The organism is Chryseobacterium sp. W4I1, assembly GCF_030816115.1.
Lineage (GTDB): Bacteria > Bacteroidota > Bacteroidia > Flavobacteriales > Weeksellaceae > Chryseobacterium.
The window spans coordinates 1,994,009-2,019,214 of record NZ_JAUSXQ010000001.1 but is presented as its reverse complement, the minus strand read 5'-3'; the positions used below and the strand labels follow the sequence as shown (position 1 = coordinate 2,019,214).

Annotated in this window: 23 protein-coding genes, 1 pseudogene and 1 riboswitch; of the genes and pseudogenes, 15 read left to right on the top strand and 9 right to left on the bottom strand. The window is 37.4% G+C overall.

Annotated elements, in window-relative coordinates; translation table 11 throughout:
• Positions 1-56 precede the first annotated feature (56 nt).
• The 10 genes and pseudogenes from QF044_RS09400 to QF044_RS09355 all read left to right on the top strand — a co-directional run bounded on the left by QF044_RS09400 (position 57) and on the right by QF044_RS09355 (position 11,559).
• On the top strand, positions 57-290 hold the full coding sequence (locus tag QF044_RS09400; protein ID WP_307266147.1) for a hypothetical protein: 234 nt from the start codon (positions 57-59) through the stop codon (positions 288-290).
• A 9-nt stretch (positions 291-299) separates the two neighbouring features.
• Entirely contained in the window at positions 300-1,385 is a 1,086-nt protein-coding gene (locus tag QF044_RS09395; protein ID WP_307266144.1) for a glycosyltransferase, read from the top strand.
• 50 nt (positions 1,386-1,435) lie between these two features.
• Positions 1,436-1,831 carry a cupin domain-containing protein gene (locus QF044_RS09390; RefSeq protein ID WP_307266141.1) on the top strand — a complete coding sequence of 132 codons (396 nt, stop codon included), beginning with the start codon at positions 1,436-1,438 and terminating at the stop codon, positions 1,829-1,831.
• Positions 1,832-2,014: 183 nt separating this feature from the next.
• Positions 2,015-2,359, top strand: a complete 345-nt coding sequence (locus QF044_RS09385) for a hypothetical protein (RefSeq protein ID WP_307266140.1) — start codon at positions 2,015-2,017, stop codon at positions 2,357-2,359.
• A gap of 209 nt (positions 2,360-2,568) precedes the next feature.
• Entirely contained in the window at positions 2,569-3,972 is a 1,404-nt protein-coding gene (gene lpdA, locus QF044_RS09380) for a dihydrolipoyl dehydrogenase (protein WP_307266137.1), read from the top strand.
• A 204-nt stretch (positions 3,973-4,176) separates the two neighbouring features.
• Positions 4,177-5,001: a S1 RNA-binding domain-containing protein gene (locus tag QF044_RS09375; protein ID WP_307266134.1), complete on the top strand. Its 825-nt coding sequence runs from the start codon at positions 4,177-4,179 to the stop codon at positions 4,999-5,001.
• Positions 5,002-5,248: 247 nt separating this feature from the next.
• Positions 5,249-5,842, top strand: coding sequence for a TetR/AcrR family transcriptional regulator (locus QF044_RS09370; RefSeq protein ID WP_307266131.1), 594 nt, complete (start codon positions 5,249-5,251; stop codon positions 5,840-5,842).
• 96 nt (positions 5,843-5,938) lie between these two features.
• Positions 5,939-7,291, top strand: coding sequence for a TolC family protein (locus QF044_RS09365; protein WP_307266129.1), 1,353 nt, complete (start codon positions 5,939-5,941; stop codon positions 7,289-7,291).
• A 9-nt stretch (positions 7,292-7,300) separates the two neighbouring features.
• Positions 7,301-8,362: an efflux RND transporter periplasmic adaptor subunit gene (locus tag QF044_RS09360; RefSeq protein ID WP_307266127.1), complete on the top strand. Its 1,062-nt coding sequence runs from the start codon at positions 7,301-7,303 to the stop codon at positions 8,360-8,362.
• Between the two features lie 6 nt (positions 8,363-8,368).
• Positions 8,369-11,559 (top strand): annotated as a pseudogene (locus QF044_RS09355) (efflux RND transporter permease subunit).
• Positions 11,560-11,624: 65 nt separating this feature from the next.
• Here the strand turns inward: QF044_RS09355 and QF044_RS09350 are convergent.
• Positions 11,625-11,972, bottom strand: coding sequence for a helix-turn-helix domain-containing protein (locus tag QF044_RS09350; RefSeq protein ID WP_307266124.1), 348 nt, complete (start codon positions 11,970-11,972; stop codon positions 11,625-11,627).
• A 130-nt stretch (positions 11,973-12,102) separates the two neighbouring features.
• On the opposite strand from QF044_RS09350, the gene QF044_RS09345 reads away from it, so the two are divergent.
• On the top strand, positions 12,103-13,050 hold the full coding sequence (locus QF044_RS09345; protein ID WP_307266122.1) for an NADP-dependent oxidoreductase: 948 nt from the start codon (positions 12,103-12,105) through the stop codon (positions 13,048-13,050).
• 155 nt (positions 13,051-13,205) lie between these two features.
• On the opposite strand, the gene QF044_RS09340 is transcribed toward QF044_RS09345, so the two are convergent.
• A complete protein-coding gene (locus QF044_RS09340; RefSeq protein WP_307266119.1) occupies positions 13,206-13,652 on the bottom strand; it encodes a KTSC domain-containing protein in 447 nt (148 codons plus the stop codon).
• Between the two features lie 162 nt (positions 13,653-13,814).
• Positions 13,815-14,231: a helix-turn-helix domain-containing protein gene (locus QF044_RS09335; RefSeq protein ID WP_307266117.1), complete on the bottom strand. Its 417-nt coding sequence runs from the start codon at positions 14,229-14,231 to the stop codon at positions 13,815-13,817.
• A gap of 199 nt (positions 14,232-14,430) precedes the next feature.
• On the opposite strand from QF044_RS09335, the gene QF044_RS09330 reads away from it, so the two are divergent.
• Positions 14,431-15,135 carry an SDR family oxidoreductase gene (locus QF044_RS09330; protein WP_307266115.1) on the top strand — a complete coding sequence of 235 codons (705 nt, stop codon included), beginning with the start codon at positions 14,431-14,433 and terminating at the stop codon, positions 15,133-15,135.
• An 81-nt stretch (positions 15,136-15,216) separates the two neighbouring features.
• Positions 15,217-16,218, top strand: coding sequence for an NADP-dependent oxidoreductase (locus QF044_RS09325; protein ID WP_307266111.1), 1,002 nt, complete (start codon positions 15,217-15,219; stop codon positions 16,216-16,218).
• A gap of 52 nt (positions 16,219-16,270) precedes the next feature.
• On the opposite strand, the gene metE is transcribed toward QF044_RS09325, so the two are convergent.
• Complete coding sequence (metE, locus tag QF044_RS09320) at positions 16,271-18,595, bottom strand: 5-methyltetrahydropteroyltriglutamate--homocysteine S-methyltransferase (RefSeq protein ID WP_307266109.1); 2,325 nt, start codon at positions 18,593-18,595, stop codon at positions 16,271-16,273.
• A 223-nt stretch (positions 18,596-18,818) separates the two neighbouring features.
• Positions 18,819-19,002, bottom strand: a riboswitch (cobalamin riboswitch).
• Between the two features lie 154 nt (positions 19,003-19,156).
• Here metE and QF044_RS09315 point away from each other — a divergent pair.
• Positions 19,157-19,618, top strand: a complete 462-nt coding sequence (locus QF044_RS09315; protein WP_307266106.1) for an Lrp/AsnC family transcriptional regulator — start codon at positions 19,157-19,159, stop codon at positions 19,616-19,618.
• Positions 19,619-20,015: 397 nt separating this feature from the next.
• Here QF044_RS09315 and QF044_RS09310 read toward each other — a convergent pair whose 3' ends face one another.
• Positions 20,016-20,138, bottom strand: coding sequence for a hypothetical protein (locus tag QF044_RS09310; RefSeq protein WP_307266103.1), 123 nt, complete (start codon positions 20,136-20,138; stop codon positions 20,016-20,018).
• A gap of 105 nt (positions 20,139-20,243) precedes the next feature.
• On the opposite strand from QF044_RS09310, the gene QF044_RS09305 reads away from it, so the two are divergent.
• Positions 20,244-20,690, top strand: coding sequence for an Lrp/AsnC family transcriptional regulator (locus QF044_RS09305; protein WP_307266101.1), 447 nt, complete (start codon positions 20,244-20,246; stop codon positions 20,688-20,690).
• A 136-nt stretch (positions 20,691-20,826) separates the two neighbouring features.
• On the opposite strand, the gene QF044_RS09300 is transcribed toward QF044_RS09305, so the two are convergent.
• The 4 genes from QF044_RS09300 to QF044_RS09285 all read right to left on the bottom strand — a co-directional run bounded on the left by QF044_RS09300 (position 20,827) and on the right by QF044_RS09285 (position 25,178).
• Entirely contained in the window at positions 20,827-21,591 is a 765-nt protein-coding gene (locus QF044_RS09300) for a hypothetical protein (RefSeq protein ID WP_307266099.1), read from the bottom strand.
• 81 nt (positions 21,592-21,672) lie between these two features.
• The gene (locus QF044_RS09295; protein ID WP_307266096.1) at positions 21,673-22,128 is read right to left on the bottom strand and encodes a DUF2750 domain-containing protein; all 456 of its coding nucleotides are present in this window, start codon (positions 22,126-22,128) and stop codon (positions 21,673-21,675) included.
• Positions 22,129-22,177: 49 nt separating this feature from the next.
• Entirely contained in the window at positions 22,178-22,759 is a 582-nt protein-coding gene (gene nudK, locus QF044_RS09290; protein ID WP_307266093.1) for a GDP-mannose pyrophosphatase NudK, read from the bottom strand.
• Positions 22,760-22,922: 163 nt separating this feature from the next.
• A complete protein-coding gene (locus tag QF044_RS09285; RefSeq protein ID WP_307266091.1) occupies positions 22,923-25,178 on the bottom strand; it encodes an excinuclease ABC subunit UvrA in 2,256 nt (751 codons plus the stop codon).
• Positions 25,179-25,206 lie beyond the last annotated feature (28 nt).

The following is a 25,206-nucleotide window of genomic DNA, read 5'->3' as shown; positions in this document are numbered from 1 at the left end:
AATGAGCGAATTATTATTGCTGAAAAGTCAACTAAAGAAATTATAAAGAAAAAAAATTGGAAGAAATAGATCAGATCAACATCGAAATGAATAATAAATTTTTTGGAAATATTATTTTTGGTGAACCTGAGACTATTTTTGGAAGAAATGATGAGCCTTTTTCCTTTTTTAAAAGAAGTGGGATGAACTTTGATGAAGACAAATACACCTTTTTAAGTGTTGAAAATATCAGCGAAATTATTCCGGTCTTCGAAAACTTAAAATTAAAGGTTAATAAAACTTTTTACTAACTTTAACTGATGAAAAAGATTTCTGTCATATTCATTCTGCCGGATTTGGAAACCGGTGGTGCAGAAAGGATTGTTACCACCATTGCCAATCATCTTTCCAGAGACCGGTTTGAGCCGAAAATCCTGTTGCTTCGCAAGCAGGGTGGATATCTTAATTTTCTGAAAGAAGATGTTGAAATCATAGACATCAATACAGACAGAATCAGGCATTCCTTAAAGCCTATTTTGGGTGAAATTTACAGGAGAAAACCTGATATTGTATTTTCAGGTTTTGGAGAAGTAAATGCTTATCTGGCTTTATTTATAAGGCTTTTTCCAAGGACAAAATTTATTGCCAGGGAAACTAATGTGGTAACGCAGCATGTCACCAGAAAAGAGATTAAATTCTTCTATAATTTTTACAATAACTACCAGAAAATTATTGCCCAGAGCGATGATATGCTGAATGATCTGGTTGATAATTTTAATATTAAGAAAAAGAAAATTGTTAAAATAAATAACCCTGTTGATTTTGACTTCATCAATGAAAAATTATCTGTTTCTTCCAAACCTGAATCTTTTAAATACAATTATAAAAATGTTGTAGCCATCGGAAACCTGTCGGCCAGAAAAGGGTTTGATAACCTGCTGAAAGTATTTTCAAGGTTAAAAAATGAAAATATCATGCTTCATATTCTGGGCGACGGAAAAGACAAAGATGTTTTGTTTCAGATGAAAGATTTTTTGGGATTGAAAAATGTTGTTTTCCATGGAAGACAGGATAATCCGTACCAGTTCTTGAAATATGCAGATCTTTTTATTCTATCCTCCCGCTATGAGGGTTTTCCTAATGTACTCTTGGAAGCCGGAGCGTGCGGAACTTATTCTTTGGCCAATAACTGTCCCGGAGGAATCAATGAGATCATTCAGCACCAGGTAAACGGTGAAGTAGCGAACATTGAGGACTATGAAGATTTTTCACAGAAAATAATGAAAGTTCTTCAAGGTAATTACAATGCTGATGGGATAAAAAATTCTATCAGGTCAAGGTTTTCAAAAGATATTATTCTTGACAAATATGAAAGACTTCTTTTGAATTTAGCCAATAAATCATGAAAATTAAGGTTTAAAATATCACCATGATTTAACGATTAATTAAGTTTAAAATGGAAAAAATTAAATCAGCCACTATTGCTATTTTGATATTGAATTCTGTTGTTATGCTGGCTCAGCAAAATCAAATTTCTAGAAAAGAATTATTAAAAACAGCTATTGATCAGAAAATCAAAACTACGGAAATTCAGGAAATAACGTTAGCACCGGGACTGCAAGTTCCGAAGCATCTTCATCCGTGTCCTGTGGTGGGAATAATAAAATCCGGGGAAGCTATTTTTCAGATAGAAGGTCAGCAGAAAGTAATACTTCATGAAGGAGAAGCCTTTTATGAACCGAAAAATGTGAAAATTCTTCATTTCGATAATGCATCAGCAGAAAAACCACTTGTTTTTTCAGCAATCTATCTGAAAGAAGGTAATGAAGAAAATATAAAATTATTGAAATAATTCCACAAAACTCAACATCCTTATTCTTGGCAAGTGACTGGTCCGGTGAAATCATTAAATAGGTGATCGGGGAACTAGAAAAAGTTCTGATGGTTCTGATGAAAAAATAATAATTCTATCAGAAAATATAGATTCTTATTTCTACATTTGGCTTTTAATTTATCTAAATTCAATAATTGACCAATGAAGAAAATTCCGCAAATAGGGTGTGCCTGTGAGAAACCTACCTCGAACTATACCGAATACAGAAGTTCTGAATTAGGCATAGATCATTCGAACGGAAGATATGGAGAAGTAACTATTCAGCAGTGCAAACTCTGTCAGAGAATATGGGTGCATTATTTTGTTGAATTTGAACATCTTACCAAATCAGGAAGATGGTACAAAGGAATTGTTACCAAAAAAGAGCGTTCACAAATAACTCCTGAAAACGCAGTAGAATTTCTGGAAAGCCTTGAATGGTATATTTACGGAGGCTCATTTTTTGAAAGCACGGGGATCGTAGGTCAGGGAAAATTGAATGTGTGAGTTCTGTAAAAAGTAAAAGATATTTCTGGAATTAGAGCGATGATTTTTCTCGCAATAATTATGGATCAATTGCAAATAGATTAGACGTCTTTTTTTTAAATCTCAAATTCAATAGATAAACTTGATAAAACTCACTTTGGTGCTTGGTAATTTATATGTAAATTTGTGAGAATTAAGAAAGTTAATAATAAACAAATTCATAAAATAACATGAGTCAATTCGATGTTACCGTAATCGGTTCTGGTCCTGGAGGTTATGTAGCTGCGATCCGTGCAGCACAATTAGGTTTCAAAACAGCTATTATTGAAAAATATCCAACTTTAGGCGGAACTTGTCTTAATGTTGGATGTATTCCGTCAAAAGCGCTTTTAGACAGCTCTGAGCATTTCGAAAACGCAAAACACAATTTTGCCGGTCACGGAATCATTATCAATGAGCCACAAGCTGATATCGCAAGAATGATCGAGCGTAAAAACGAAGTGGTAAAGCAGAATACAGATGGAATCAACTACCTGATGAGCAAAAACAAAATCACTGTTTTTGAAGGGGTGGGAAGCTTCGAATCTGCAACTCAGATCAAAATAACAAAAAACGACGGTTCTTCTGAAACAGTTGAATCCAAATATACCATCATCGCAACTGGTTCTAAACCATCTTCACTACCTTTCATTTCTCTTGATAAAGAAAGAGTGATTACTTCTACAGAAGCCTTAAACCTTAAAGAAATCCCTAAGCACCTGGTAGTTATCGGTGGTGGGGTTATCGGTCTTGAATTAGGTTCTGTATATTTAAGATTAGGAGCTCAGGTAACTGTTGTTGAATTTATGGATAAGATCATTCCTGGAATGGATGGAGCTTTAAGCAAGGAATTAACTAAAGTTCTTAAGAAACAAGGAATGAAGTTTATGCTTTCTACTGCTGTTTCTGCTGTTGAAAGAAATGGAGACACTGTAAAAATTACTGCTAAAGATAAAAAAGGAGAAGAAGTAACCGTAGAAGGAGATTACTGTTTGGTTTCTGTTGGAAGAAAACCTTATACTGACGGTCTTGGATTGGAGAAAGCAGGTGTTGAGCTTGACGAAAGAGGAAGAGTAAAAACAAATGATCACTTACAGACTAATGTTGCCAATATCTACGCAATCGGAGACGTAATCAAAGGAGCAATGCTTGCTCACAAAGCTGAAGAAGAAGGAGTTTTGGTTGCTGAGCAATTGGCAGGTCAGAAACCTCACATCAACTACAACCTGATTCCTGGTGTTGTGTACACTTGGCCTGAAGTTGCTGGAGTTGGTAAAACTGAAGAGCAGTTAAAAGAAGAGGGAGTAGCATACAAAGTAGGTTCTTTCCCAATGAGAGCGTTAGGTAGAAGCCGTGCAAGTGGAGACATTGATGGTTTGGTTAAGATTATCGCAGACGAAAAAACTGATGAAGTTTTAGGAATGCACATCATCGGAGCAAGAGCTGCAGATCTTATTGCAGAAGGAGTAATTGCCATGGAATTCCGTGCAAGTGCAGAAGATATCGCAAGAAGTTCCCACGCTCACCCAACGTATGCTGAAGCTATTAAAGAAGCAGCATTGGATGCAACAGGTAAAAGACCTATTCATATGTAGTTTTTAATTGAAAGATTTAAAATTCAAATATTTAAAGATAAAAGAGAAGCAAAATGCTTCTCTTTTTTTATGGTCTGTTTTCTTAAACTAGCATAGTTTTTCCGGAAGTCTTACATTATAAGATGGCCTGAAATAACAGCAAAGTTTTATATATAGTTTAAAATCTTCAATTTTCCGTACCTTTGTGGCTAATTTTATTATTCAATGCAACTCGGAAAAACCCAGACTCTAAAAATTTCAGAAAAAAACTACTCAGGATGGATCTTGACGGATGAATCAGGCGAAAAAGCTTTCTTGCCTAAAGTATTCACCAGCGATGATCAGGAAATTGGTGATGACGTTGAAGTTTTTGTCTATCAGGATGACGGTAAATTAAAAGCAACCACTGAAATTCCATTGGCTGAAGTAGGCGAGTATGCCGTAATGAGCTGTGTGCAGAGCCTTCCAAGCGGAGCGTTCATGGATTGGGGGATTATTAAAGATCTTTTTATCCCGTATAAGCAGCAGAAATCCAAGATCATAGAAGGTAAAAGGTATATTGTTTACCTTTATGTAGATGAAGCCCTGAACCTGATCACCGGAACTACAAAATTCAAAAGAAACCCACAGTATGAAAATCTTCCTTTCCAGAAAGGGGATAAGGTAGATCTGCTTATGATGAATGAAAGTGAGCTGGGCTGGAATGTGGTAGTCAATAAAAAATACATCGGGCTTGTTTATGCTTCTGACGTATTCAAAAAGCTGTATCCTTTATCAGAAGAGGGTGGTTACATTAAGGCAATCCGTGAAGATGGTAAAATTGATATTTCTCTTCAGCCTGAAGGTTTTGAGAATGTAGATGAATTTAAGCAGAAGATCCTGGATAAGCTTGAAGAAAACTACGGCTTACTTTATCTTTCAGACAAATCCTCTCCTGGACAGATCAAAGAAGAGCTTCACATGAGTAAAAAGAATTTTAAGAAGGCACTCGGTGGACTTTACAAAGACAAGATCGTCGACATTTCAGAAGATAAGATCAAACTACTTTAAAAATAAAAACGGGCAGAATTTTCTGCCCGTTTTGCTTTACCCAGTGTACTTTTCGAAATATTCAATACTATCCTTAGTTTTTATAACTGAAGGATATTGCGATATTTTTACTGTCTAAAGTGATTTAATCCCAAACTGGACATAAAAAACATGATGCAAATCATGACAATTTTGTTTAATTATTTTGTTTAACAATTTTGTCAAAAACAGAATTTGATTTACATTTGCACAAAATTGTTTAACAATAATGTCAAATCAAGCAAAAAAAGACCAAACACAGGAATTGATTAAGGAGACAGCGAAGAATTTATTCTTTGTGAAAGGGAAGTTTGATGCTACTACCCAGGAGATCGCAGATGAAGCAGGAGTGAACAGAACACTGATTAACTACTATTTCCGTTCAAGGGATAACCTTATCCAGATCATTTTCGATGAAGCTCAAAGAGTGGAGCAGGAGAAATCGAAAATCATCCAGAATGCAGATCTGCCTTTTAAAGTGAAGATTAGCAAGTTCATAGAAAGCAGCCTTTCCACAAGTCTTCAGTATCCGTATCTGGAAACATACATTGTTTCACAGATTAATAAAGGAAACTGTCATCAGAGAGAAATTGAAGAAGATGTTCTTGACACTATGTACAAAGATATTGAGAAAGAGATGGAGCTTGGAAATGTTGAAAAAATGGCTCCGGTTCAGTTTATTCTGAATATGGTTTCCCTGCTAGTGTTCCCGAGTGCCATCAGGCCTTTATTTATGGAAAATCTGATGATCAGTGACAAGGAATATGACCAGATTATTTCAGAAAGAAAAGAGATCATTATCAATATGCTTTTTAAAAATTAAAAAAATGTTAAAGTATTTTAAGAAATGATTCGTCCTTTAGAAACAAACGCATTGACGAGAAAAATTATATTAAAAAAATAAACGAAGTATACTATTATGAAAAGAAAACGTATAACTGCTACAAAGCTAAAAATTGGGATAGCTGCAGCATTTATGATTTTCGGCTTTTCATCCGTATCTGCCCAGCAGCAGGTTTCTCTACAGGAAGCCATCAAGCAGGCACTGCAGAATAAAGCAGAAGCCAAAAAGGCGGCGTTACAGATTAAAAAAGCGGAATACAAGATTGATGAGGCCAGAGCGGGAGCCTTGCCCCAGATAAGTGCCACGGCAGGGTTGACCTATAATCCTGTTATCCAGGAGTCTTTGCTTGAATTTGGAGGAGAGAGAATCAGAGCGCAACTGGGACAGCCATGGAGCTCAACAGCTTCTGTACAGCTACAGCAGGCAATCTTTGATCAGAGAGTTTTTACCGGTCTTAAAGCAGCAAAATCGACAAGAGAATTCTATGTTTTAAATGCTCAGTTAACGAACGAACAGATCATTGAGAATGTAGCAACAGCTTATTATCAGGTTTTTGTTCAGGAAGAGAATCTTAAAACAGTTGAAGCCAGCTACGCCAATACGGAAAAAACAAGAAATGTAATCAAAAGCTTGGTTGATAACGGATTGGCAAAAGCCATCGATTTAGATCGTACCAACGTTCAGCTGACCAATATTGGTTCAAACAAGCAGACATTAATCAATTCCGTAGAGCTTTCAAAAAATGCTCTGAAGTTTTATATGGGAGTTCCGATTTCTACAGATATTGAGCTTGAAGAAAAAACAATTGAACCAAGACCTGAACTGATAGCAAGTACTGTAAATCTGGATGACCGTACAGAAATTAAAGTTTTAAATAAAAACAGAGAACTTCTGCAGTTTAATAAAAAAGCCACGGAAGCTTATTTATATCCTACAGTGAGTTTGGTTGCCAATTACGGTTGGGGTGGTCAGGGAGCAAAATTCCCACTTACCAACGGGATTAACAATGGCGTTCTTTGGAGTGATTATTCAGCGATTGGTTTGAATATTAATGTTCCGATTTTCACCGGAGGAGCTACCAAAGCCAAAATTAATCAGGCAGAAATTGATATTCAGGATTTAGATTTAGATATCCAAAATACTCAGCTGAGCTTAAGTTTAGATTATAAAAATGCGATTACCAATATGGAGAATGCATTAATCAATATCGAAAGCATGAAAGATAATGTAGGATTGGCAGAAAGAGTTCAGAAAAATACGCAGGCCAACTACCAGTATGGTCTGGCAACGCTTACAGAGGTTTTAGATGCCGAAAATGCTCTTACCCAGGCAAAACAGAACTATGCAAATGCTTTATTAGATTACAAACAGGCGGAAATAAAATTAATTAAAGCTAAAGGGGAACTAAACACACTACAAAACTTATAATAAACTAAAATGAAAAAAACTTTAATATATATCATCGTAGCAGCTGTACTGATAGGTCTGGCAGCATACAAGATCGCTGACAACAAAAAGAAGCAGACGCAGGAAGTAAAAGAAGTTGCCAAGCAGGTAGATAAAATTAATGTAAATGTTGTTACCGTAACAAGAGAAAACATCGATACAGATTACTCAGCCAACGGAACTTTCCTTCCAAAACAGGAAATGAACCAGTCTTCTGAAATCGCAGGACGTATTGTGAATGTCCTGGTAAAAGAAGGATCAAGAGTTTCTGCCGGACAAACTTTGGCAACCATTAAAAAAGATGCTATTGAAGTAGATGTTGCACAGGCTCAAAATAATTTGCAGAATGCCATTATCGACAATCAGCGTTATGAAAATGCGTTTAAAACGGGAGGAGTTACCAAACAACAGGTTGACAACTCAAGATTACAGCTGAAAAATGCACAGGCTGCTGTAAGAGCACAGGGAGTAAGAGTAAATGATGCCAGTATCCGTGCAGGAATCAGTGGTACCATCAATAAAAAAATGGTTGAGCCGGGAACTGTAGTTTCAGTAGGAACTTCCATGTTTGAAATCGTTAATATCAATAGCCTTAAACTTTCTGTATTGGTTGATGAAAGCCAGGTTGGAAGAATTCAGTTAGGTCAGGAAGTTCCAATTACGGTCAACGTTTTACCGGATGATTCTTTCAGCGGAAGAATTACATTCATTGCTCCTAAAAGTGATGCTTCATTAAATTTCCCGGTTGAAATTGAAGTTCAGAACAGAGGAAACCTAAAAGCAGGGATGTACGCAACCGCTTTGTTCAAAACCAATCACGGTGCTGAAACTCAGAATATGTTGACGGTTCCCGCTCAAGCTTTCGCGAACGGGGTAAGCTCAGGACAGATCTTCATCGTTCAGAACGGAACTGCTAAAATGATTACTGTAAAAACCGGAAAAGTGTATGGTGATAAAGTTCAGATCATCAGCGGTCTTAACGGCGGTGAGCAGGTAATTACCAGCGGCCAGATCAACCTTGACAACGGTTCAAAAATCAATATCGTAAAGTAAGAGCAGATGAAGTTAGCAGAAATATCCATTAAAAGGCCGTCCCTTGTCATCGTATTGTTTACGATCCTTACATTGGGAGGTTTATTAAGCTACTCCATGATGGGGTATGAATTGATTCCGAAATTTGAAACCAATATGGTAACCATTTCTACGGTGTATCCGGGAGCTTCGCCTGCAGAGGTGGAAACTTCGGTGACACGTAAGATTGAAGATGCCGTAGGTTCTTTGGAAAACGTAAAAAAAGTAGAATCATCTTCTTACGAAAGTTTATCAGTAATTATGGTTCAGCTGAACACAGGAGCTGATGTAAATTATGCTTTGAATGATGCACAGAGAAAAGTAAATGCTATTCTGGCAGACCTTCCTGATGATGCAGATCCACCTTCATTACAGAAGTTCTCATTAGATGATCTCCCGATCATGACGTTGAGTATTTCCAGTGATAAACTGAATAACAAGGATCTTTATGACCTTTTAGATAAAAAAATAGAGCCTATTTTTTCCCGTGTAAACGGAGTTGCTCAGGTTGATCTTGTAGGTGGGCAGGAAAGAGAAATTCAGGTAAGTTTAGATGAAAAGAAATTGCAGGGTTACGGACTTTCCATTGGAGATGTACAGCAGGCGATCCTTTCTTCCAACTTAGATTTCCCTACAGGTGCGCTTAAAACAAGAACTTCAAGATCTACCATCAGACTTTCAGGAAAGTATAGAAGTGTACAAGAAATGAACAATCTGGTAGTTTCCAATAAAAACGGGGCACAGGTTCGTCTTTCCGATATTGCCACAGTTTTTGATACCCAGAAAGATGTAGAGAAAGTAGCAAGATACAACCAGAATGCGACCATTTTACTTCAGGTAAAAAAACAGTCTGATGCCAATGCAGTTTCGGTTTCGGAAGCAATTCAGAAAACAATTGCTCAGGTTCAGGACAATTATAAAACTCAGGGAGTTAAAATCAATATTGTAGATGATACAACAGACTTTACACTTGAAGCAGCAGACCACGTAATATTCGATTTATTCTTAGCGATTATCCTGGTAGCGGTAGTTATGTTATTGTTCCTTCATAACATCAGAAACGCATTCATTGTAATGGTTTCTATTCCGATGTCATTGATTGCAACGGTAATCGGAATGTACCTGATGGGATATACCTTAAACTTAATGAGTTTATTAGGACTGTCATTGGTAGTAGGTATTCTTGTGGATGATGCCATTGTGGTTTTGGAGAACGTTTACCGTCACATGGAGATGGGGAAAAGCAGAATTCGTGCAGCCTACGACGGTGCTTCAGAGATTGGATTTACGGTAACGGCTATTACCCTGGTAATCGTGGTGGTATTCTTACCGATATTGCAATGAGTTCGGGGTTGGTAGCTGATATCCTGGCACAGTTCTGTGTTACAGTGGTTATTGCAACGATGTTCTCTTTATTGGCATCATTTACGATTATTCCTTGGTTATCATCAAGATTTGGAAAGTTAGTACATTTAACAGGAAAAAATCCTTTCGAGAAATTTATCCTTTGGTTTGAAAAACAATTGGAGAAATTCACACACTGGATCACAGGAATTTTGGAATGGGCTTTAAAATCAACCTTAAGAAGAGTAATGACTGTGATTGTAACATTCATTATCCTGATCTCTTCATTTATGTTGGTTGCTTTTGGATTTATCGGTGGTGAATTCTTCCCTAAAATGGACAGAGGGCAGTTCCTTGTTCAGATGGAATTACCAAAAGATGCTTCTGTTGAAAAAACGAATCAGGTGACATTAGCGGTTGAAAAATACCTTAGAAATGATAAGGATGTAGTAGATATGATCACGACGGTGGGTCAGCAGTCATCAGGTTTTGGTGGAGCGCAGGCAACTTTGTATCAGTCAGAAATCCAGGTGATCCTGGTAGATAAATCTGAGCGTAATGAAAGTACAGATATCAAGTCTGCTAAAATAAAAAGAGCGTTAGAAGAAAAATTCACCGGAGTTGAGTTTAAAACAGCACCAATCGGATTAATGGGGGCAGATAATGCGCCAATTGAAATGGTTGTAACAGCGCAGGATAACGAAACAGCGAATAAGGAAGCAAACAGAATCCTTGAATTGCTTAAAAAAGTTCCTGGTTCTGTAGATGCAGAATTATCAACCGATTCTGGAAGTCCGGAAGTTCAGGTAAATATCGACAGAGATAAAATGGCTTCTTTAGGCTTAAATCTTTCCAGTGTAGGTCAAACGATGCAAACTGCATTCAGTGGAAATACAGATGGAAAATTCAGAGCCGGAGAGTATGAATATGATATCAACATCCGTTTTGGTGATGCCAACAGACAGTCGATTGATGATGTAAGAAACCTGATGTTTACCAATCCTCAGGGTGAGCAGATCAGACTTAGCCAGTTTGCAGATGTAAAAATGGGTTCAGGACCAAGTTTATTGGAACGTAGAGATAAAGCGCCTTCTGTAAAGGTAAAATCTAAAGTAGTAGGTCGTCCGGTAGGAGATGTTGCCAACGAATGGGCTGCTCAGTTCATGGATAACGAAAAGACCAAACCTGCAGGAGTAAGCTATATCTGGAGCGGGGATATGGAAAACCAGACCGAAGGTTTCGGTACCCTGGGAATTGCATTGATGGCTGCTATTGTATTGGTGTACCTGGTAATGGTTTCACTATATGATTCATTTGTTTATCCGTTTGTGGTATTGTTCTCCATCCCTCTGGCATTGATCGGGGTAATGGTAATTCTTGCCATCACCGGAAACTCACTGAACATCTTTACGATGCTGGGAATGATCATGTTGATTGGTTTGGTAGCGAAGAACGCGATTATGATTGTCGACTTTGCGAATATGAGAAAAGCAGCAGGTGCCAATACGCATGACGCTTTGATTCAGGCCAACCATGCCCGTCTTCGTCCGATTTTGATGACAACGATTGCGATGATCTTCGGTATGATCCCAATTGCGATTGCAAAAGGAGCAGGAGCGGAGATGAACAACGGACTGGCCTGGGTAATTATTGGTGGTTTGACATCATCATTATTCCTGACGCTAATCATTGTACCGGTAGTATATTCGCTATTTGATTCAATTCTAAGAAGAATGGGCAAAGGTGAGAAAGTAGATTATGAATCTGAAATGAAAGCAGATTATGTACACAAAGAACTAAGTGAAGACGGATATACTCCGAAACACATAGACTAAAATAATCAACCTTAATTAACCTAAAAGCGCATCAGAAACTCTGATGCGCTTTTTAATTTAGAATATTATACAGTCTGTTTTACTTTTTGCTTCTCTATTTGTTCATTTCCCCAAATCCGTAAATAGTCTATGAAAGGGATGAGCTGTTGTCCGGCTTCGGTTAATGAATATTCTACTTTCGGAGGCACTTCATGATATACTTTTCTGTTGACAAGACTGTCATCTTCCAGCTCACGCAAAGTCTGGGTAAGCATTTTAGGGGTAATATCGGTAAGCGTTTTCCGTAATTCGCCATACCGCATAATCGTTTTTACATGCAGATACCACAATATTCGTCCTTTATATTTTCCGCCAATTCTTCTGAATGCATAGTCTACAGGGCAGGAAGCTTCGTTATTTAAATATTTTTTCATGATTTTATTAAAATTAAAACTTTGATAATCAGCAATAGTATACTTTTAGTATGTAGAGTACAAAAAAGTGCATACTTGTCTGTAATATAGCATTAATTTACTTTTGTTTTGAACTTAAAGTAAAAATATAATGAAAACAATTATTTTAAATGAAACCGGAGGCGTTGATAAGCTTCAGTTAACTGATACACAAAAACCTCAAATAAAAAGTAATGAAGTATTGGTAAAGGTAAAAGCAATAAGTATCAATCCGGTTGATGTAAACGCCAGAGCGTATGATCATGTGCTTAATTGGATATATGGTGATATAAGGCCGGTAATCTTGGGCTGGGATATGGCAGGAGAAGTGAGTGAAATAGGAGAAGAAGTAACCGGTTTTAAAGTTGGAGACCGGGTTTTTGGAATGGTCAACTTTTTCGGGAACGGAAAAGCCTATGCAGAATATACGGCTGCTCCTGCAAGTCATCTGGCACTGATTCCTGAACATCATACATTTGAAGAGGCTGCGGCGGCCACCTTAGCAGCGGTAACAGCTTATCAGGCTTTAGTGGATGTTGCTAAAATCAAAAAAAATGACAGGGTTCTGATTCATGCCGCGTCAGGAGGAGTTGGTCATTTTGCGGTCCAGATCGCTAAATATTTTGGAGCTTACGTATTCGGAACGTCCTCTGCAAATAATAAGGAATTTGTTCTGTCGATTGGGGCGAATGAGCATATTGATTATACCCAAAAACACAGTCTGGATATTGCAGGAGATATTGATATTGTTATCGATAACATTCAGGGAGAAACACTGCTGAACTCAATTGATGTGGTACGGTCCGGAGGAATCATTGTCACATTACCTTCACCTGAAATTCCTCAAAACATTCAGGATAAAGCGGAAAAACAGAATGTAAATATTGAATTCATGATGGTGGCCTCTAAAAAAGAAACGATTCAGGCCATTGCAGGCTTACTTGAAAATAAATCCCTTATTCCCCATATTCATCAGACTTTTCCCTTTGAGGAAATGCCCAAAGCCCATCTGGAAATGGAAACCAAAAGGGTAGTAGGTAAAATAGTGGTAACTCTATAAACTGAAAATCTTTTTCCATTTTGTAGATATAAATCAACCAAAAAGTGCATCAGAAGACTGATGCATTTTAGTATTAAATAGGTCTCTATGCTTCCTGAAAATAAAAAAGCTTCCGGATGAACCGAAAGCTTATATTTATTTTTTTATGAAATAGACTAATCTGCCATTACCTCACCAGCCTTTCTGTAGATGAAATTTCCATAAATGTGTCTTCTTGCAAAACGGCTTGGCGAATCAGAATTGACCATCTTAATATAGGTATTTCTTGGAACGCCAATATATTCATACATATTTCCGTTCAGGTGCTGAACTTTCAAAATTGCTTTTTCAAGATAAAAATCCTGAATATTAGATTTTGTGATCGTTTCAGTATATTCTTCCTTATATTTTTCCTGTGTTTCTTCGTTGATGCTTACCAGAAAGTGGTACGCTTCAATCACTGCCTTGCTTTTTTCTTCTGCTTCCAGCTTACCCGCTTCGTCATTAATAAATTTATCAGGATGCGAATCTTTCATCGTATTTCTGTAAATCGTTTTTAATTCTTTTAAAGTAGCGGTCTTATCAACCCCTAGAAGCTTTCTATGTTCACCAAGTCTTTTCATATGTAGATATTTATGATCCTTATTTCGGGGTGCAAAATTAAGCTTTTAAATTGAAAAAATCATAACTTATTCATTATTAATTTATTTCGTTGAAAAATATTTTACAATTCCAATTTGAAGTCTGATTAATTGAAAAGTTGGGCCCATAAAATAATTGGAATTTTAAATAATTTCTTTGCTCAGTTCCTCAATCTGACTCTTTATATAGACTTCTTTATCCTTCTTTACTTCTTTTAAAATCAACTTCTGAGTTTCTGGAATATCAGAGTATTTTTCAGCCCAGAGATTGATTTCAATGAGTACAGGAAGCAGATCAATACCTTTTCGGGTAAGTTTATATAATACTTTAGCCTTACTGTCCGGATGGTTCTGTTTGGTAATAATGCCGTTTTCTTCCAGCATCAGAAGACGTGAAGCCAGAATATTCGTAGCTATCTTCTCTTCGGATTTTAGAAAATCTCCGTAAGTACACTGCTTGGAAAACATAAGATCTCTTACTATAAGCAATGACCATTTGTCTCCCCATACATCTAAGGAGCAGCTGATAGGGCAGTCTGATCTCTTTTTTAAAGCTGACATAAAAATAAATTTTAATAATTAAAAATAATTACTTGCATTTTAAAAGTAATTGTGTAGATTTGCACTTGTAAAACGCAAGCGAATTTACCACATTAAATTTAAAATACAATAGAAAACATTCTTTTTAACTCATATTGCATTACAAATTCTTAAATAAACAACCGTATAATAATAACGGACAATTTTTAAATATTCAAATATGAAAACAACAGGAAATACAGTATTCATAAGCGGCGGAAGTGCCGGAATAGGTTTAGCTATCGCTAAAAAATTAAGCGCAGAAGGAAATAAGATCATCATCAACGGACGAAATGAAGAACGCCTTCAGGCCGCATTGCAACAGTTGAATGATGCCGTAGCCATTCAGGGTGATCTTTCTGTAGAGGCAGACAGGCTGCGTATCGCAGAAGAACTGAAAACAACGTACCCGGAGGTAAATATCATTGTCAACAATGCAGGCGCAGCTTTTGCTTATCTTTTAAACGGAACTGAAAATGCACATGAAAAAGCGGCACTTGAAATGAATACTAACTATCTTAGTGTCATTCATTTTACAGAACTGCTGCTGCCTCATCTGGTTGGGAAAGGAGAAGCTGCTGTAGTCAATATTTCATCTATTGCCGTCTTTAGAAGTCACAAAATGCTGCCGACTTATAGTGCTTCCAAAGCAGCTTTACACGGCTACACGACAGCATTACGAGACACTTATGAAGATCAGGGAAATGTACATATCTATGAAGTCTATCCTCCACTGGTTAATACAGAATTTTCTGCAGAAATAGGGGGTGCCAACGGAATTCCGCCTTCTGAAGTAGCTGATGAATTATTTTTGGCTCTTGAAAGAAATCAGTTTGATGTCCCGGTGGGGGATTCCAAACAGTTTTTCGCAAAAGAACCTGCTTAAATAATAAATAAAAGACTCTTCGTCGAAAAAGCTCAGATTTTAACTGACGGAGAGTTTTATTTTAAATATAAAACTCAAATTATGAAAGCATTCAGTATTAGTCGTTATAAAAAAGACGGTGAACTCCAATTGGTAAATTTGCCCGAGCCTTCTGTAAAAGAAGATGAAGTTTTAGTGGAGATTCATGCAGCGAGTGTCAATCAGTTAGATTCTAAAATAAAAAGTGGTGAATTTAAAATGATTTTGCCTTACAAAATGCCACTTATTTTAGGACATGATGTAGCCGGAGTCATCAGAAAAACAGGCTCAAAAGTGAAAAACTTTAAGACAGGTGATGAAATTTATGCAAGAGCTTCGGATTTTCATATCGGTACTTTTGCAGAGTTTATTTCAATCAGTGAAAAGGATGTTGCCTTAAAGCCGAATAATCTGACTATGGAAGAAGCAGCTTCTGTTCCGTTAGTAGGCTTAACGGCCTGGCAGGCTTTGGTTGAGAAATCTAATGTACAGAGCGGTCAGAAAGTTTTTATTCAGGCAGGGTCCGGTGGCGTGGGAACTTTTGCCATTCAGCTGGCAAAATATTTAGGCGCAACGGTAGCAACCACTGCAAGCCAAAAAAATTTCGATCTTTTGAAAAGCCTTGGTGCCGATGTATTGATCGATTATAAAACACAGAACTTTGAAGATGTTCTGATAAATTATGATGTAGTGCTGAACAGCCAGGATAATAAAACCCTTGAAAAATCATTGGGGATCTTAAAATCAAAAGGAAAAGTCATTTCAATTTCCGGCCCGCCTACTCCTTTATTTGCTAACGAATTGGATTTGCCTTGGTACGTAAAACTCGTTACAAAATTGTTGAGCAGTAAGGTTAGAAGAAGGGCTCAGAAAAAGAATATAGATTATTATTTTCTCTTTATGAGAGCCAATGGAAAGCAGCTGGCAGAAATTACACGGTTGATAGAAGCTGAAAAAATAAAGCCTGTCATCGACAAAGTTTTCTCCTTCGAACATACGAATGATGCATTAAGTTATGTAGAAAGTGGTCATGCAAAAGGAAAAGTAGTCATAAAGATGAAATAGTTTTTTAAGAAGAATAAAAAGCAGGAGCTGAAAAACTCCTGCCGGAATAATATTAACTGACTAAGTTTCTTTCGTTATCAAAGGCCTCAGCGGCTTCTTTTGCTGCTTCCACCATGGCAATCAGGGCTTTCTCCGTTTCATCCCAATGCCTGGTTTTCAATCCGCAATCAGGATTTACCCAAAGCTGCTGTGCAGGAATTACCGCCTGTGCTTTCTTCAGGAGATCAAGCATTTCTTCTTTGGAAGGAACCCTTGGAGAATGAATATCATAGACTCCCGGACCGATCTCATTCGGATATTTGAAATCTGCAAAAGCCTGAAGCAGTTCCATTTGGCTTCGGGAACACTCTATGGTGATCACATCTGCATCCATATCGGCAATGTTCTGGATAATATCATTGAATTCGGAATAACACATATGGGTATGGATTTGGGTAGTGTCTTCCACACCGGAAGCTGAAATCCTGAAAGACTCCACAGCCCATTTCAGATATTCCTGCCATTCGGCTTTCCTGAGCGGAAGACCTTCCCTGATGGCCGGTTCATCAATCTGGATAATTCTGATTCCTGCCTTTTCCAGGTCGTTCACTTCATCACGGATGGCCAATGCAATCTGTTTGCAGGTTACAGAACGGGGCTGATCGTCACGTACAAATGACCATTGCAAAATAGTTACCGGGCCAGTAAGCATTCCTTTCACCCATTGATCCGTTAAAGACTGTGCATATTGAGACCAGTAAACCGTCATCGGATGCGGACGGTGAACGTCTCCATAGATCACTGGAGGCTTCACACAGCGGCTTCCGTAGCTTTGTACCCAACCGTTTTGAGTGAAGGCAAATCCGTCAAGCTGCTCACCAAAATATTCCACCATATCATTACGTTCAAATTCACCGTGAACCAATACATCAATCCCTATCTTTTCCTGCCAACGGATTGTTCTTTCCGTTTCTTTTTTAAGCAGATCATCATACTGTTCAGCGGTAAGTTCCCCTTTCTTGAATTTTGATCTCCAGGCTCTCACTTCCTGAGTCTGTGGAAAAGAACCGATGGTTGTAGTCGGGAATAGTGGGAGCTGCAGAACTTTCTGCTGATCTTCTTTTCTTCTGCTGAAGGGGCTATTCCTTTGTGCATCATCATCAGTTGTCAAATCTACCCGGTCTTTTACCTGTTGGTTGTGGATCAACGGTGAAGTTTTCCGGGTATCAACCGCTTTTTTATTTTCAGCGAATTGTTGTAAAGCCGGATAATTTGCATTTCCAGAGGCCAGCTTTTTTAAAGAAACAATTTCGTAGACCTTTTGTTTGGCAAACGCCATCCATTGCTTGATATCAGGAGAAAGGATCTCTTCATTCTTCTCTGAATCCAGATCAAAAGGGGAGTGAAGCAGGGAACATGAAGGGGCAATGAAAACCCTTTCAGAACCGATAGCATTGACTGCTTTCTCAATGAAGTTCAATGATTTTTCAAAATCATTTTTCCAGATGTTTCTTCCGTCTACGATTCCTAGAGAAAGACTCAGTGTTTGGGGAATAATATTCAAAATTTCATCCAGCTGTTCCGGACATCTTACCAGATCAATATGCAAAACATCGGCTGGAAGGGAAGTAGCCAGCGAGAGATTGTCTTTTAAACCTTCAAAATAAGTGGCAATAATAAATTTAAGATCTGGAAATTCTCTTCTGAGTTCCTTATAAACGGATTGATAAGTTTCTTTTGCCTTTTTGCTGAGATCTAATCCTAAAAATGGCTCGTCAAACTGTATCCATTCTGCACCATGGCTTTGGAGATCTTTTAAAATTTCAATATATACCGGAAGCAGATTCCCGATCAGGTCCAGTTTATCAAATCCTTCCTCTTTTTCTTTTCCAAGTAAAAGATAGGTAAGGGGACCAATAATTACCGGTTTTGCATTCACTCCGGCTTGTTTTGCACTAATGAATTCATTGATGATCTTTTGGGAAAATAAGCTGAACTGCTGGTTCTTCTGGAATTCAGGGACAATGTAATGGTAATTTGTATCAAACCATTTCGTCATTTCCATTGCTGTAATGTCCAGCCCGTCTTTCTGATAGCCTCTGGCCATGGCAAAATAAAGATCAAGTTCAGCTTTTTGAGAGGCAATTTCCAGATAACGTTCAGGGATGGCTCCCAATGTCAGGATCATATCCAATACCTGATCATAAAACGAAAAATCGTTGCAGGGAATAAGATCAATCCCCGCTTCCTGCTGCAGTTTCCAGTTTTGCTGGCTGATGGTGTTACCAACTTTCAGTAATTCAGTTAATGATGTTTTGCCCGACCAATACTGCTCGCAGGCTTTTTTGAGTTCTCTTTTGCTACCAATGCGCGGATAGCCAAGGATGTGCGTTTGCATTTCTTTTAAATTTTAAATTAAACAATAATGGTAAAGCTCTTTTGAACGCTTCATAATGCTGTCGGAGAAAGAAATGCTGAGGAATAGAGCAGATACGGTATGGACGTACTTATCCCATTAATTATGAGATGGATCAGAATAATTGTTTAATCAGTTTAAAATTAAACGACCCATTACGTTCAAAAGTATCATCTGTATGACCCAAAGCTTCAGACCGCGAAAGCATTGTCAATCCGGAACAGGCAGGTCTCCTGGCTTGTAACAGTTTTTGTCATCCTTCCCGCTTTCGCAGTGGATATAACGGACAAAAACCTTAGGTGGTTACTTACAGTTGCGCGACAGCTCGTGATTTTCACACGATTCCCTATTAATCTACGTTGAGTAAAACCTTTTCCGTTTGATGAAGTATGTTGAAGAGCAAAATCTTGACTAAAGATATTAATTTAAGTGAATTGATTGGTTTATATTAAATAAATAAGGATATTATTTTGTTTATTAGATTATTTAAAGTTAATTGTTCTGTATCTTTGAAAAATACAATTTAAAAAAGAATATTATTCTGTGGAAAGACTGGATGAAAAGGATCTTCAGCTGCTGAGAATCCTGCAAAAAAATGCTAAACTGACTGTTAAGGAGCTTGCTAAAGAAATTAACCTTTCAGCATCACCTGTTTTTGAACGGATGAAAAGGCTGGAGCAGGATGGGTATATCAAACATTATGCAGCTGTTCTGGACGCTGAAAAACTGAACCGTGGTTTTACTGTCTTTTGCCAGATCAAGCTTAAGATCCATGACCGTGCTGTGGGAAATCAGTTTGTGGAAGATATTCTACAGATCGATGAGGTTGCTGAATGCTATAATATCTCAGGTGATTTTGATTTTCTGCTCAAAGTTCAGGTCCGGGATATGAAGCATTACCAGGATTTTGTATTTAATAAGCTGGGCTCAGTAGATTCCATAGGAAGCACACACAGCACTTTTGTGATGGCGGAAGTGAAAAATATTCATGGAGTGAGTATCTAGAAAATAAACAACAGTAACCAATCGGATACTGTTGTTGTAATGTTAACTCATTAATTCCGGTCTTTTAATAAAGCCAATTGGTCCATACCTACCACTGCATCTTTTTGATATTCTTCTGTCAGATTAAAGATCTTTCCTAATTTCTGAGAGGCAGTGATAAAACTTATAAACGTGCACAGCTCTTAAATTTCCTTTTCAGAAAAAAAATCCCTCAACATATCGAAATGTGCTTTAAGTATGGAACGGTGATCTTTACAAAAAAGTTCTGCGAAGCCCACAGCCACGGATATTTTTAGATCAGAAGTGCTGATTTCCGCTTTTCCGCCTTTTACCATGCAGTATTCACAGCCGTTTCCAAATGCAAGTGTCCTGCGGACCTGTTCCAGTAAATTAGAGTCTAAACCTGTATTCTCGAAAAAAATTTTTCAAGACTGTTCCATTTTTTCAGGATATGAATATTATGCCCGATCAGCTTTTCAAATGGTGTACTTCCGTGGTCTGCAAATTCAATTGTAGTCATATTTTTTTATGACAAATTTCCTGTTAATTATTTTTATTTTAAAGCGAATTTAATGGCTTAATTTTGTAATTTTAATGAATTCAGCTGATTTAATTGAATAATACAATGAAAATAGTTTTAGATAAAATTGATCATAAAATTTTGCAATTGCTAACTGAAAATGCACGGCTTAGTTATGCTGAGCTCGGGAGAATGATTTCCCTTTCTCAATCGGCTACAAAAGAAAGGGTTCAGAACCTTACAGATACAGGCGTCATCAAAAGATTTACGGCAGATATTGATTATAACCAGTTGGGGTACGGTCTCAAAGTGATTATTCATCTGAAATTCAAAAACGATGAATTCAGGATATTTACAGATCATATCAGACTGTTTCCTGAAATCATCAGTTGCAAAAGAATCACAGGAGAATACTGCCTCATTGCAGAATGTGTATTGAAAGACAGTGCCCATCTTGAAAACATCATAGACAGACTGATTAAGTATGGAATTCCTTCTACCTCAGTTCAGCTATCTGAAATAAAGACCAATCATTTCTTTAATAAAGAATAAAGAATAAAGAATAAAGAATAAAGAATAAAGAATAAAGAATAAAGAATAAAGAATGAATATGTTAAAATAAAAAGCAGTACCTAAACGAGATACTGCCATTATAAATTTTAAAAAAAATTCGATCTTTAATGAAAAATCACGGTTCATCACAATCCTGCTTCAGCTTGGTAAAGACCTTGTCAAATTTTTCATACAGTGTTCCTTCCTCATCTGGCTCTGGTCTGAAGCTGCCATTCGCACAGTTGTAATAGCCGAACCCAATCAGTTGAATCAGTGCATAATCATCTTTCCTCGGATCATTGAATTGCGCCTTGAATCTATCTATTACAGATTTAGGATCTGCATTGTCTTTACTTCTCTCTTCAGCGAAACTTTTCCAAACGGCGTACATTTTCTGTTTGTCAGGAGATGAAACGGCATCAATATAAGGTTTGCAGGTACTGTAAAACTTACTTTTTTTTAATGTCGAAGGATCAGAATAGGCGATAAGATCTTCTTTTTTCAGCTGATATTCATTTTCAAAAGTCTCAATAGTTTCCTGATGGAGCTTTTTCCATTCCGGAAGATTAATAACTTTAAGGTCATACAGCTCTTTTTTCTTTTCCTGATACTGTTTTTCCAGTTGCTGCAGATAAATATCTTTATTTTTACGGACATCATCGAGATCGGAAAGCTTGAAAACAGTATGATTGTCAAATAGCCCGGTATTGAATTGGTATAAAAGCTTATAAACACCGTCTATTTCCTCTTTCTTATATTTTCCCGGATCGAAATATCCTTTATTGTCACAGTTGAAAGTCTGGTAAGAGTATAATACCAGGTTATTGGTCTTCTGAGTTGTTTTTTGTCCCCAAACCGTTGCAGACAGTATCAAAGCAATGGTTAATAGTGTTTTTTTCATAGCGTCTGCTTTTTGAAAGCTTTTTGTAAAAATAATATTTTGTGTTTAAATAAGAATCGAAAAATAATTCAGTTAAAAAAATTAGCTTAAAACATCTTTGATCTGGGTTTCAAGGTCATGAATATTTTCAAAGGAATGAAGCGTTATGTTTTTGTCTGTTCTTTTAAGCTCTTCTATAATTTCTAAGATAAGTTCCAGAGGTTCGGCTTCAAAACCAAACAGGTTATTGTCAAAATTTATTCCTGCGATAATACCGTCACTATTCATTCCGAGACACCAGTTTTCAAGAAAATCATTTAATGCAAGGGTATCGGTGTGATAATCACTCCATTCACCTCCAATACATGATTGGGCTCTCACTTCATCAGACCAGAAGCATACCATCTGCACAGGATCACCGTCTTCATCTTCCATTTCATTGGAGTAGGAGACAGCATATCCTTTATCACCTTTCAGGGCGTAAATAATTTCAGATTCACACACTTTTTTCACAAAGTCTGAATGTCGGTTTTTAATCGTTAAATGATCCTGAATCATAGTTGTTTTTATAAATGTTGTATGGATTTATCTTAAAAGTAAATGGGTTTTATAAAATATTCTTAACTTTTAGATGCTGTAAAAGCATAATGGTTTTGGCATCTTTAATTTCGCCTGTATCAATCATCGCAAGAGCATTCTCAAAAGAAAGTTCCAGAACTTCAATGTTTTCACCTTCTTCTTCAAGTCCGCCACCGTCTGCAATCTTCATTTCAGGAGCATATTCGGCTATAAAAAAATGCAGTATTTCCGTTACGGAGCCGGGTGACATATAGGCTTCAAAGACTTTTTCCACCTTTGTTATTTTATATCCGGTTTCCTCCTCTGTTTCTCTTTTTACGCATTCTTCAGGGTTATCATCATCCAGCAAGCCGGCACAAGCTTCTATAAGCATTCCGGTGGAATTGCCATTAATAAAAGTAGGTAACCGGAATTGTCTTGTTAGAATAACGGTGTTCAAATTTTTATTGTAAAGTAAAATGGTGGCTCCATTTCCTCTGTCGTAGGCTTCTCTGCTCTGGGTTTCTGAATTTCCGTCCTTTTTTGTAATACTGTAAGTGACTTTGTTTAAAGTATACCAGTTGTCAGAAAGAATTTCTGTGTTAAGAATTGTAATGTTGGGATTCTGCATGGGGAATATCTTCAATATTATATTAAATACTCAACCCTCGGATGAGGCTGATGAATAACGGCTAAATTAATATTTCTTTTCCAACAGACCTTTAAATTTTCTTTAAAATATAGAATACAGAAGATAAATTTTATCCTACAACCAAACCGAAATTGTCACGTTTTTAGTGGCCCTTCAAATGTTTCTTCAGATAGGCAGCAGTGTCGGAATGTTTTGCTGATAGCAGGCTTTCTACAGTTCCTTCAAATACGATAGTACCCCCAAGTTTTCCGGCTCCGGGACCAATGTCTATGATCCAGTCTGCCTGAGCTATAATATCCAGATTATGTTCAATAACGATCAGGGTATTTCCTGCATTCACCAATTCGTCAAAGAAAGAAAGCAGTTTTTCATTGTCAATGGGATGAAGTCCAGTGCTGGGCTCATCCAAAACAATAATTTTATCGGTATGATGAAGTTCTTTGGTAAGTTTTAAGCGCTGTCTTTCGCCACCTGAAAAACTATCCAGCCTCTGTCCGAGGGTTAAATAATCAAGCCCCAGCTTAATAAGGAGGCCAAGTTCTTTTTGAAATCCTGATTCAGAAAAAAACGGCAGGGCTTCCAGGACCGTCATATTCATGATATCTGCAATGTTTTTTTCGTGATACACATATTGTAAGACTTCAGGTTTGTATCCTGATCCATGGCAGACCTCACAAGGCTGCTCGATATCGTCCATAAAAGCAAGGTCTATTTTTTCAATACCTAATCCTTTACAATTGGGACATGCGCCTTCTCCGTTGCGGCTAAACAGTTTTTCCGAAACGTTATTGGTCTGGGAAAACAGCTTTCGGACCGTATTGGACAGATTAAGATACGTTAAAAGATTGGAACGGCTGCTGGCAGTAAAAACAGATTGATCTACAACAGTAATTTCCGGATAGAACGCAGGTAATACTTTATTGATCAGAGTGCTTTTTCCTGATCCTGCTACGCCGGTTATCACATTCATAATTCCTGTGGGAATGTTCACACTGACATTTTTTAGATTATGAAGATTTCCGTTTTTTAGTTTGAGAAAGCCTTTCGATAATCGTGGGGCTTTGTTATAAGTGCGTGCTTTACTGAAATAGTGTGCTGTTTTTCCTTTAGCATTCTTTAGATGAGCAAAACTTCCCTGATACATGATTTTACCACCGTTTTTCCCTGAGCCGGGTCCCATATCTACAATAAGATCGGCTATTTTTATAAGATCCGGATCATGTTCTACAATCAGAACGGTATTTCCTTTATCCCTTATTTTTTTGATGATATTCACGATACGGTCAATATCTTTGGGATGAAGGCCAATGCTCGGTTCATCAAAAATATAGAGTAGATCTACCAGGCTGTTCCCGAGCTGTTTTACCATTTTTATCCGTTGAGATTCTCCTCCCGAGAGGGTATCCGTTTGTCGGTCCAGTGTCAGATACTGCAAGCCAATGTCGATGAGGTTCTGCAGTTTTTTTTCCAGCTCACTGATAATGGAAGCATAGGTTTCAGAAGGTAAATTCTGTATAAAGATGAGTAAATCGTCAATGGACAATGAGGTACAGTCTGCAATATTTTTACCTTCGATCTTACAGGACAGAACTTTTGAATTAAGACGTTTACCTTTACATACGGGACATTCTTTGGTAATGATAACCCGATTTAAACTGTCTTTCCGGCTGACGTTCTCTTTGGAATCTTTTTTCAGAAATGAATTTTCAATCCGGGGGATCACTCCTTTATATTGAACGGTTTTGCCCCATTCTTTAGATGGGTTTTTCGGGCTGTGTTCTTCAGCATTCAGTAATATTTCCCATTCCTTTTCCGTATAATCCCGGAGTTTCTTATCATTATCAAAATAACCTGAATGGGTATACCGGGTCAGTCTCCATCCGCCCGGCTGAAATGTTGGAAACCGGATGGCTCCTTCATTCAGTGATTTGTTTTTGTCAAAAAGAGTTTCAATATTGACGGCCTGTACATAGCCCAAGCCTTCACACTCCGGGCACATACCCTGCGGATTGTTGAACGAAAATACATTGGAATAACCCACAAACGGTTGTCCAATTCTGGAAAAAAGCAGCCGCAGGGAGGCATAAATATCTGTGGCAGTTCCTACTGTTGACCGGGCATTTCCTCCCAATCTCTTTTGATTGATGATAAAAGGAACATTCAGGTTTTCTATTTTATCAACATTCGGAACACCAAAATGCTGCAAACGGTTTCTTATAAAACTATTTTGTGTTTCATTGATCTGTCGCTGCGCCTCGGCACCAATGGTTTCAAATACCAATGAAGACTTCCCGGATCCGGAAACTCCTGTGAATACCGTTATTTTATTTTTTGGGATCCGCAGTGAAATATTTTTCAGATTATTCTGCCTGGCGTGGGTAATGATAATGTCTTTCATTATAATTTTCATTAACTTTGTTAATAGT

Coding starts and splice junctions, on each gene's coding strand:
- QF044_RS09345 (WP_307266122.1), top strand. CDS start 12,103: ATGAAAACAATTATTTTAAATGAAACCGGAGGCGTTGATAAGCTTCAG.
- QF044_RS09375 (WP_307266134.1), top strand. CDS start 4,177: ATGCAACTCGGAAAAACCCAGACTCTAAAAATTTCAGAAAAAAACTAC.
- QF044_RS09385 (WP_307266140.1), top strand. CDS start 2,015: ATGAAGAAAATTCCGCAAATAGGGTGTGCCTGTGAGAAACCTACCTCG.
- QF044_RS09360 (WP_307266127.1), top strand. CDS start 7,301: ATGAAAAAAACTTTAATATATATCATCGTAGCAGCTGTACTGATAGGT.
- nudK (WP_307266093.1), bottom strand. CDS start 22,759: ATGCAGAATCCCAACATTACAATTCTTAACACAGAAATTCTTTCTGAC.
- QF044_RS09295 (WP_307266096.1), bottom strand. CDS start 22,128: ATGATTCAGGATCATTTAACGATTAAAAACCGACATTCAGACTTTGTG.
- QF044_RS09340 (WP_307266119.1), bottom strand. CDS start 13,652: ATGAAAAGACTTGGTGAACATAGAAAGCTTCTAGGGGTTGATAAGACC.
- QF044_RS09335 (WP_307266117.1), bottom strand. CDS start 14,231: ATGTCAGCTTTAAAAAAGAGATCAGACTGCCCTATCAGCTGCTCCTTA.
- lpdA (WP_307266137.1), top strand. CDS start 2,569: ATGAGTCAATTCGATGTTACCGTAATCGGTTCTGGTCCTGGAGGTTAT.
- QF044_RS09310 (WP_307266103.1), bottom strand. CDS start 20,138: ATGACTACAATTGAATTTGCAGACCACGGAAGTACACCATTTGAAAAG.
- QF044_RS09350 (WP_307266124.1), bottom strand. CDS start 11,972: ATGAAAAAATATTTAAATAACGAAGCTTCCTGCCCTGTAGACTATGCA.
- QF044_RS09330 (WP_307266115.1), top strand. CDS start 14,431: ATGAAAACAACAGGAAATACAGTATTCATAAGCGGCGGAAGTGCCGGA.
- QF044_RS09370 (WP_307266131.1), top strand. CDS start 5,249: ATGTCAAATCAAGCAAAAAAAGACCAAACACAGGAATTGATTAAGGAG.
- QF044_RS09395 (WP_307266144.1), top strand. CDS start 300: ATGAAAAAGATTTCTGTCATATTCATTCTGCCGGATTTGGAAACCGGT.
- QF044_RS09325 (WP_307266111.1), top strand. CDS start 15,217: ATGAAAGCATTCAGTATTAGTCGTTATAAAAAAGACGGTGAACTCCAA.
- QF044_RS09300 (WP_307266099.1), bottom strand. CDS start 21,591: ATGAAAAAAACACTATTAACCATTGCTTTGATACTGTCTGCAACGGTT.
- metE (WP_307266109.1), bottom strand. CDS start 18,595: ATGCAAACGCACATCCTTGGCTATCCGCGCATTGGTAGCAAAAGAGAA.
- QF044_RS09390 (WP_307266141.1), top strand. CDS start 1,436: ATGGAAAAAATTAAATCAGCCACTATTGCTATTTTGATATTGAATTCT.
- QF044_RS09285 (WP_307266091.1), bottom strand. CDS start 25,178: ATGAAAGACATTATCATTACCCACGCCAGGCAGAATAATCTGAAAAAT.
- QF044_RS09305 (WP_307266101.1), top strand. CDS start 20,244: ATGAAAATAGTTTTAGATAAAATTGATCATAAAATTTTGCAATTGCTA.
- QF044_RS09365 (WP_307266129.1), top strand. CDS start 5,939: ATGAAAAGAAAACGTATAACTGCTACAAAGCTAAAAATTGGGATAGCT.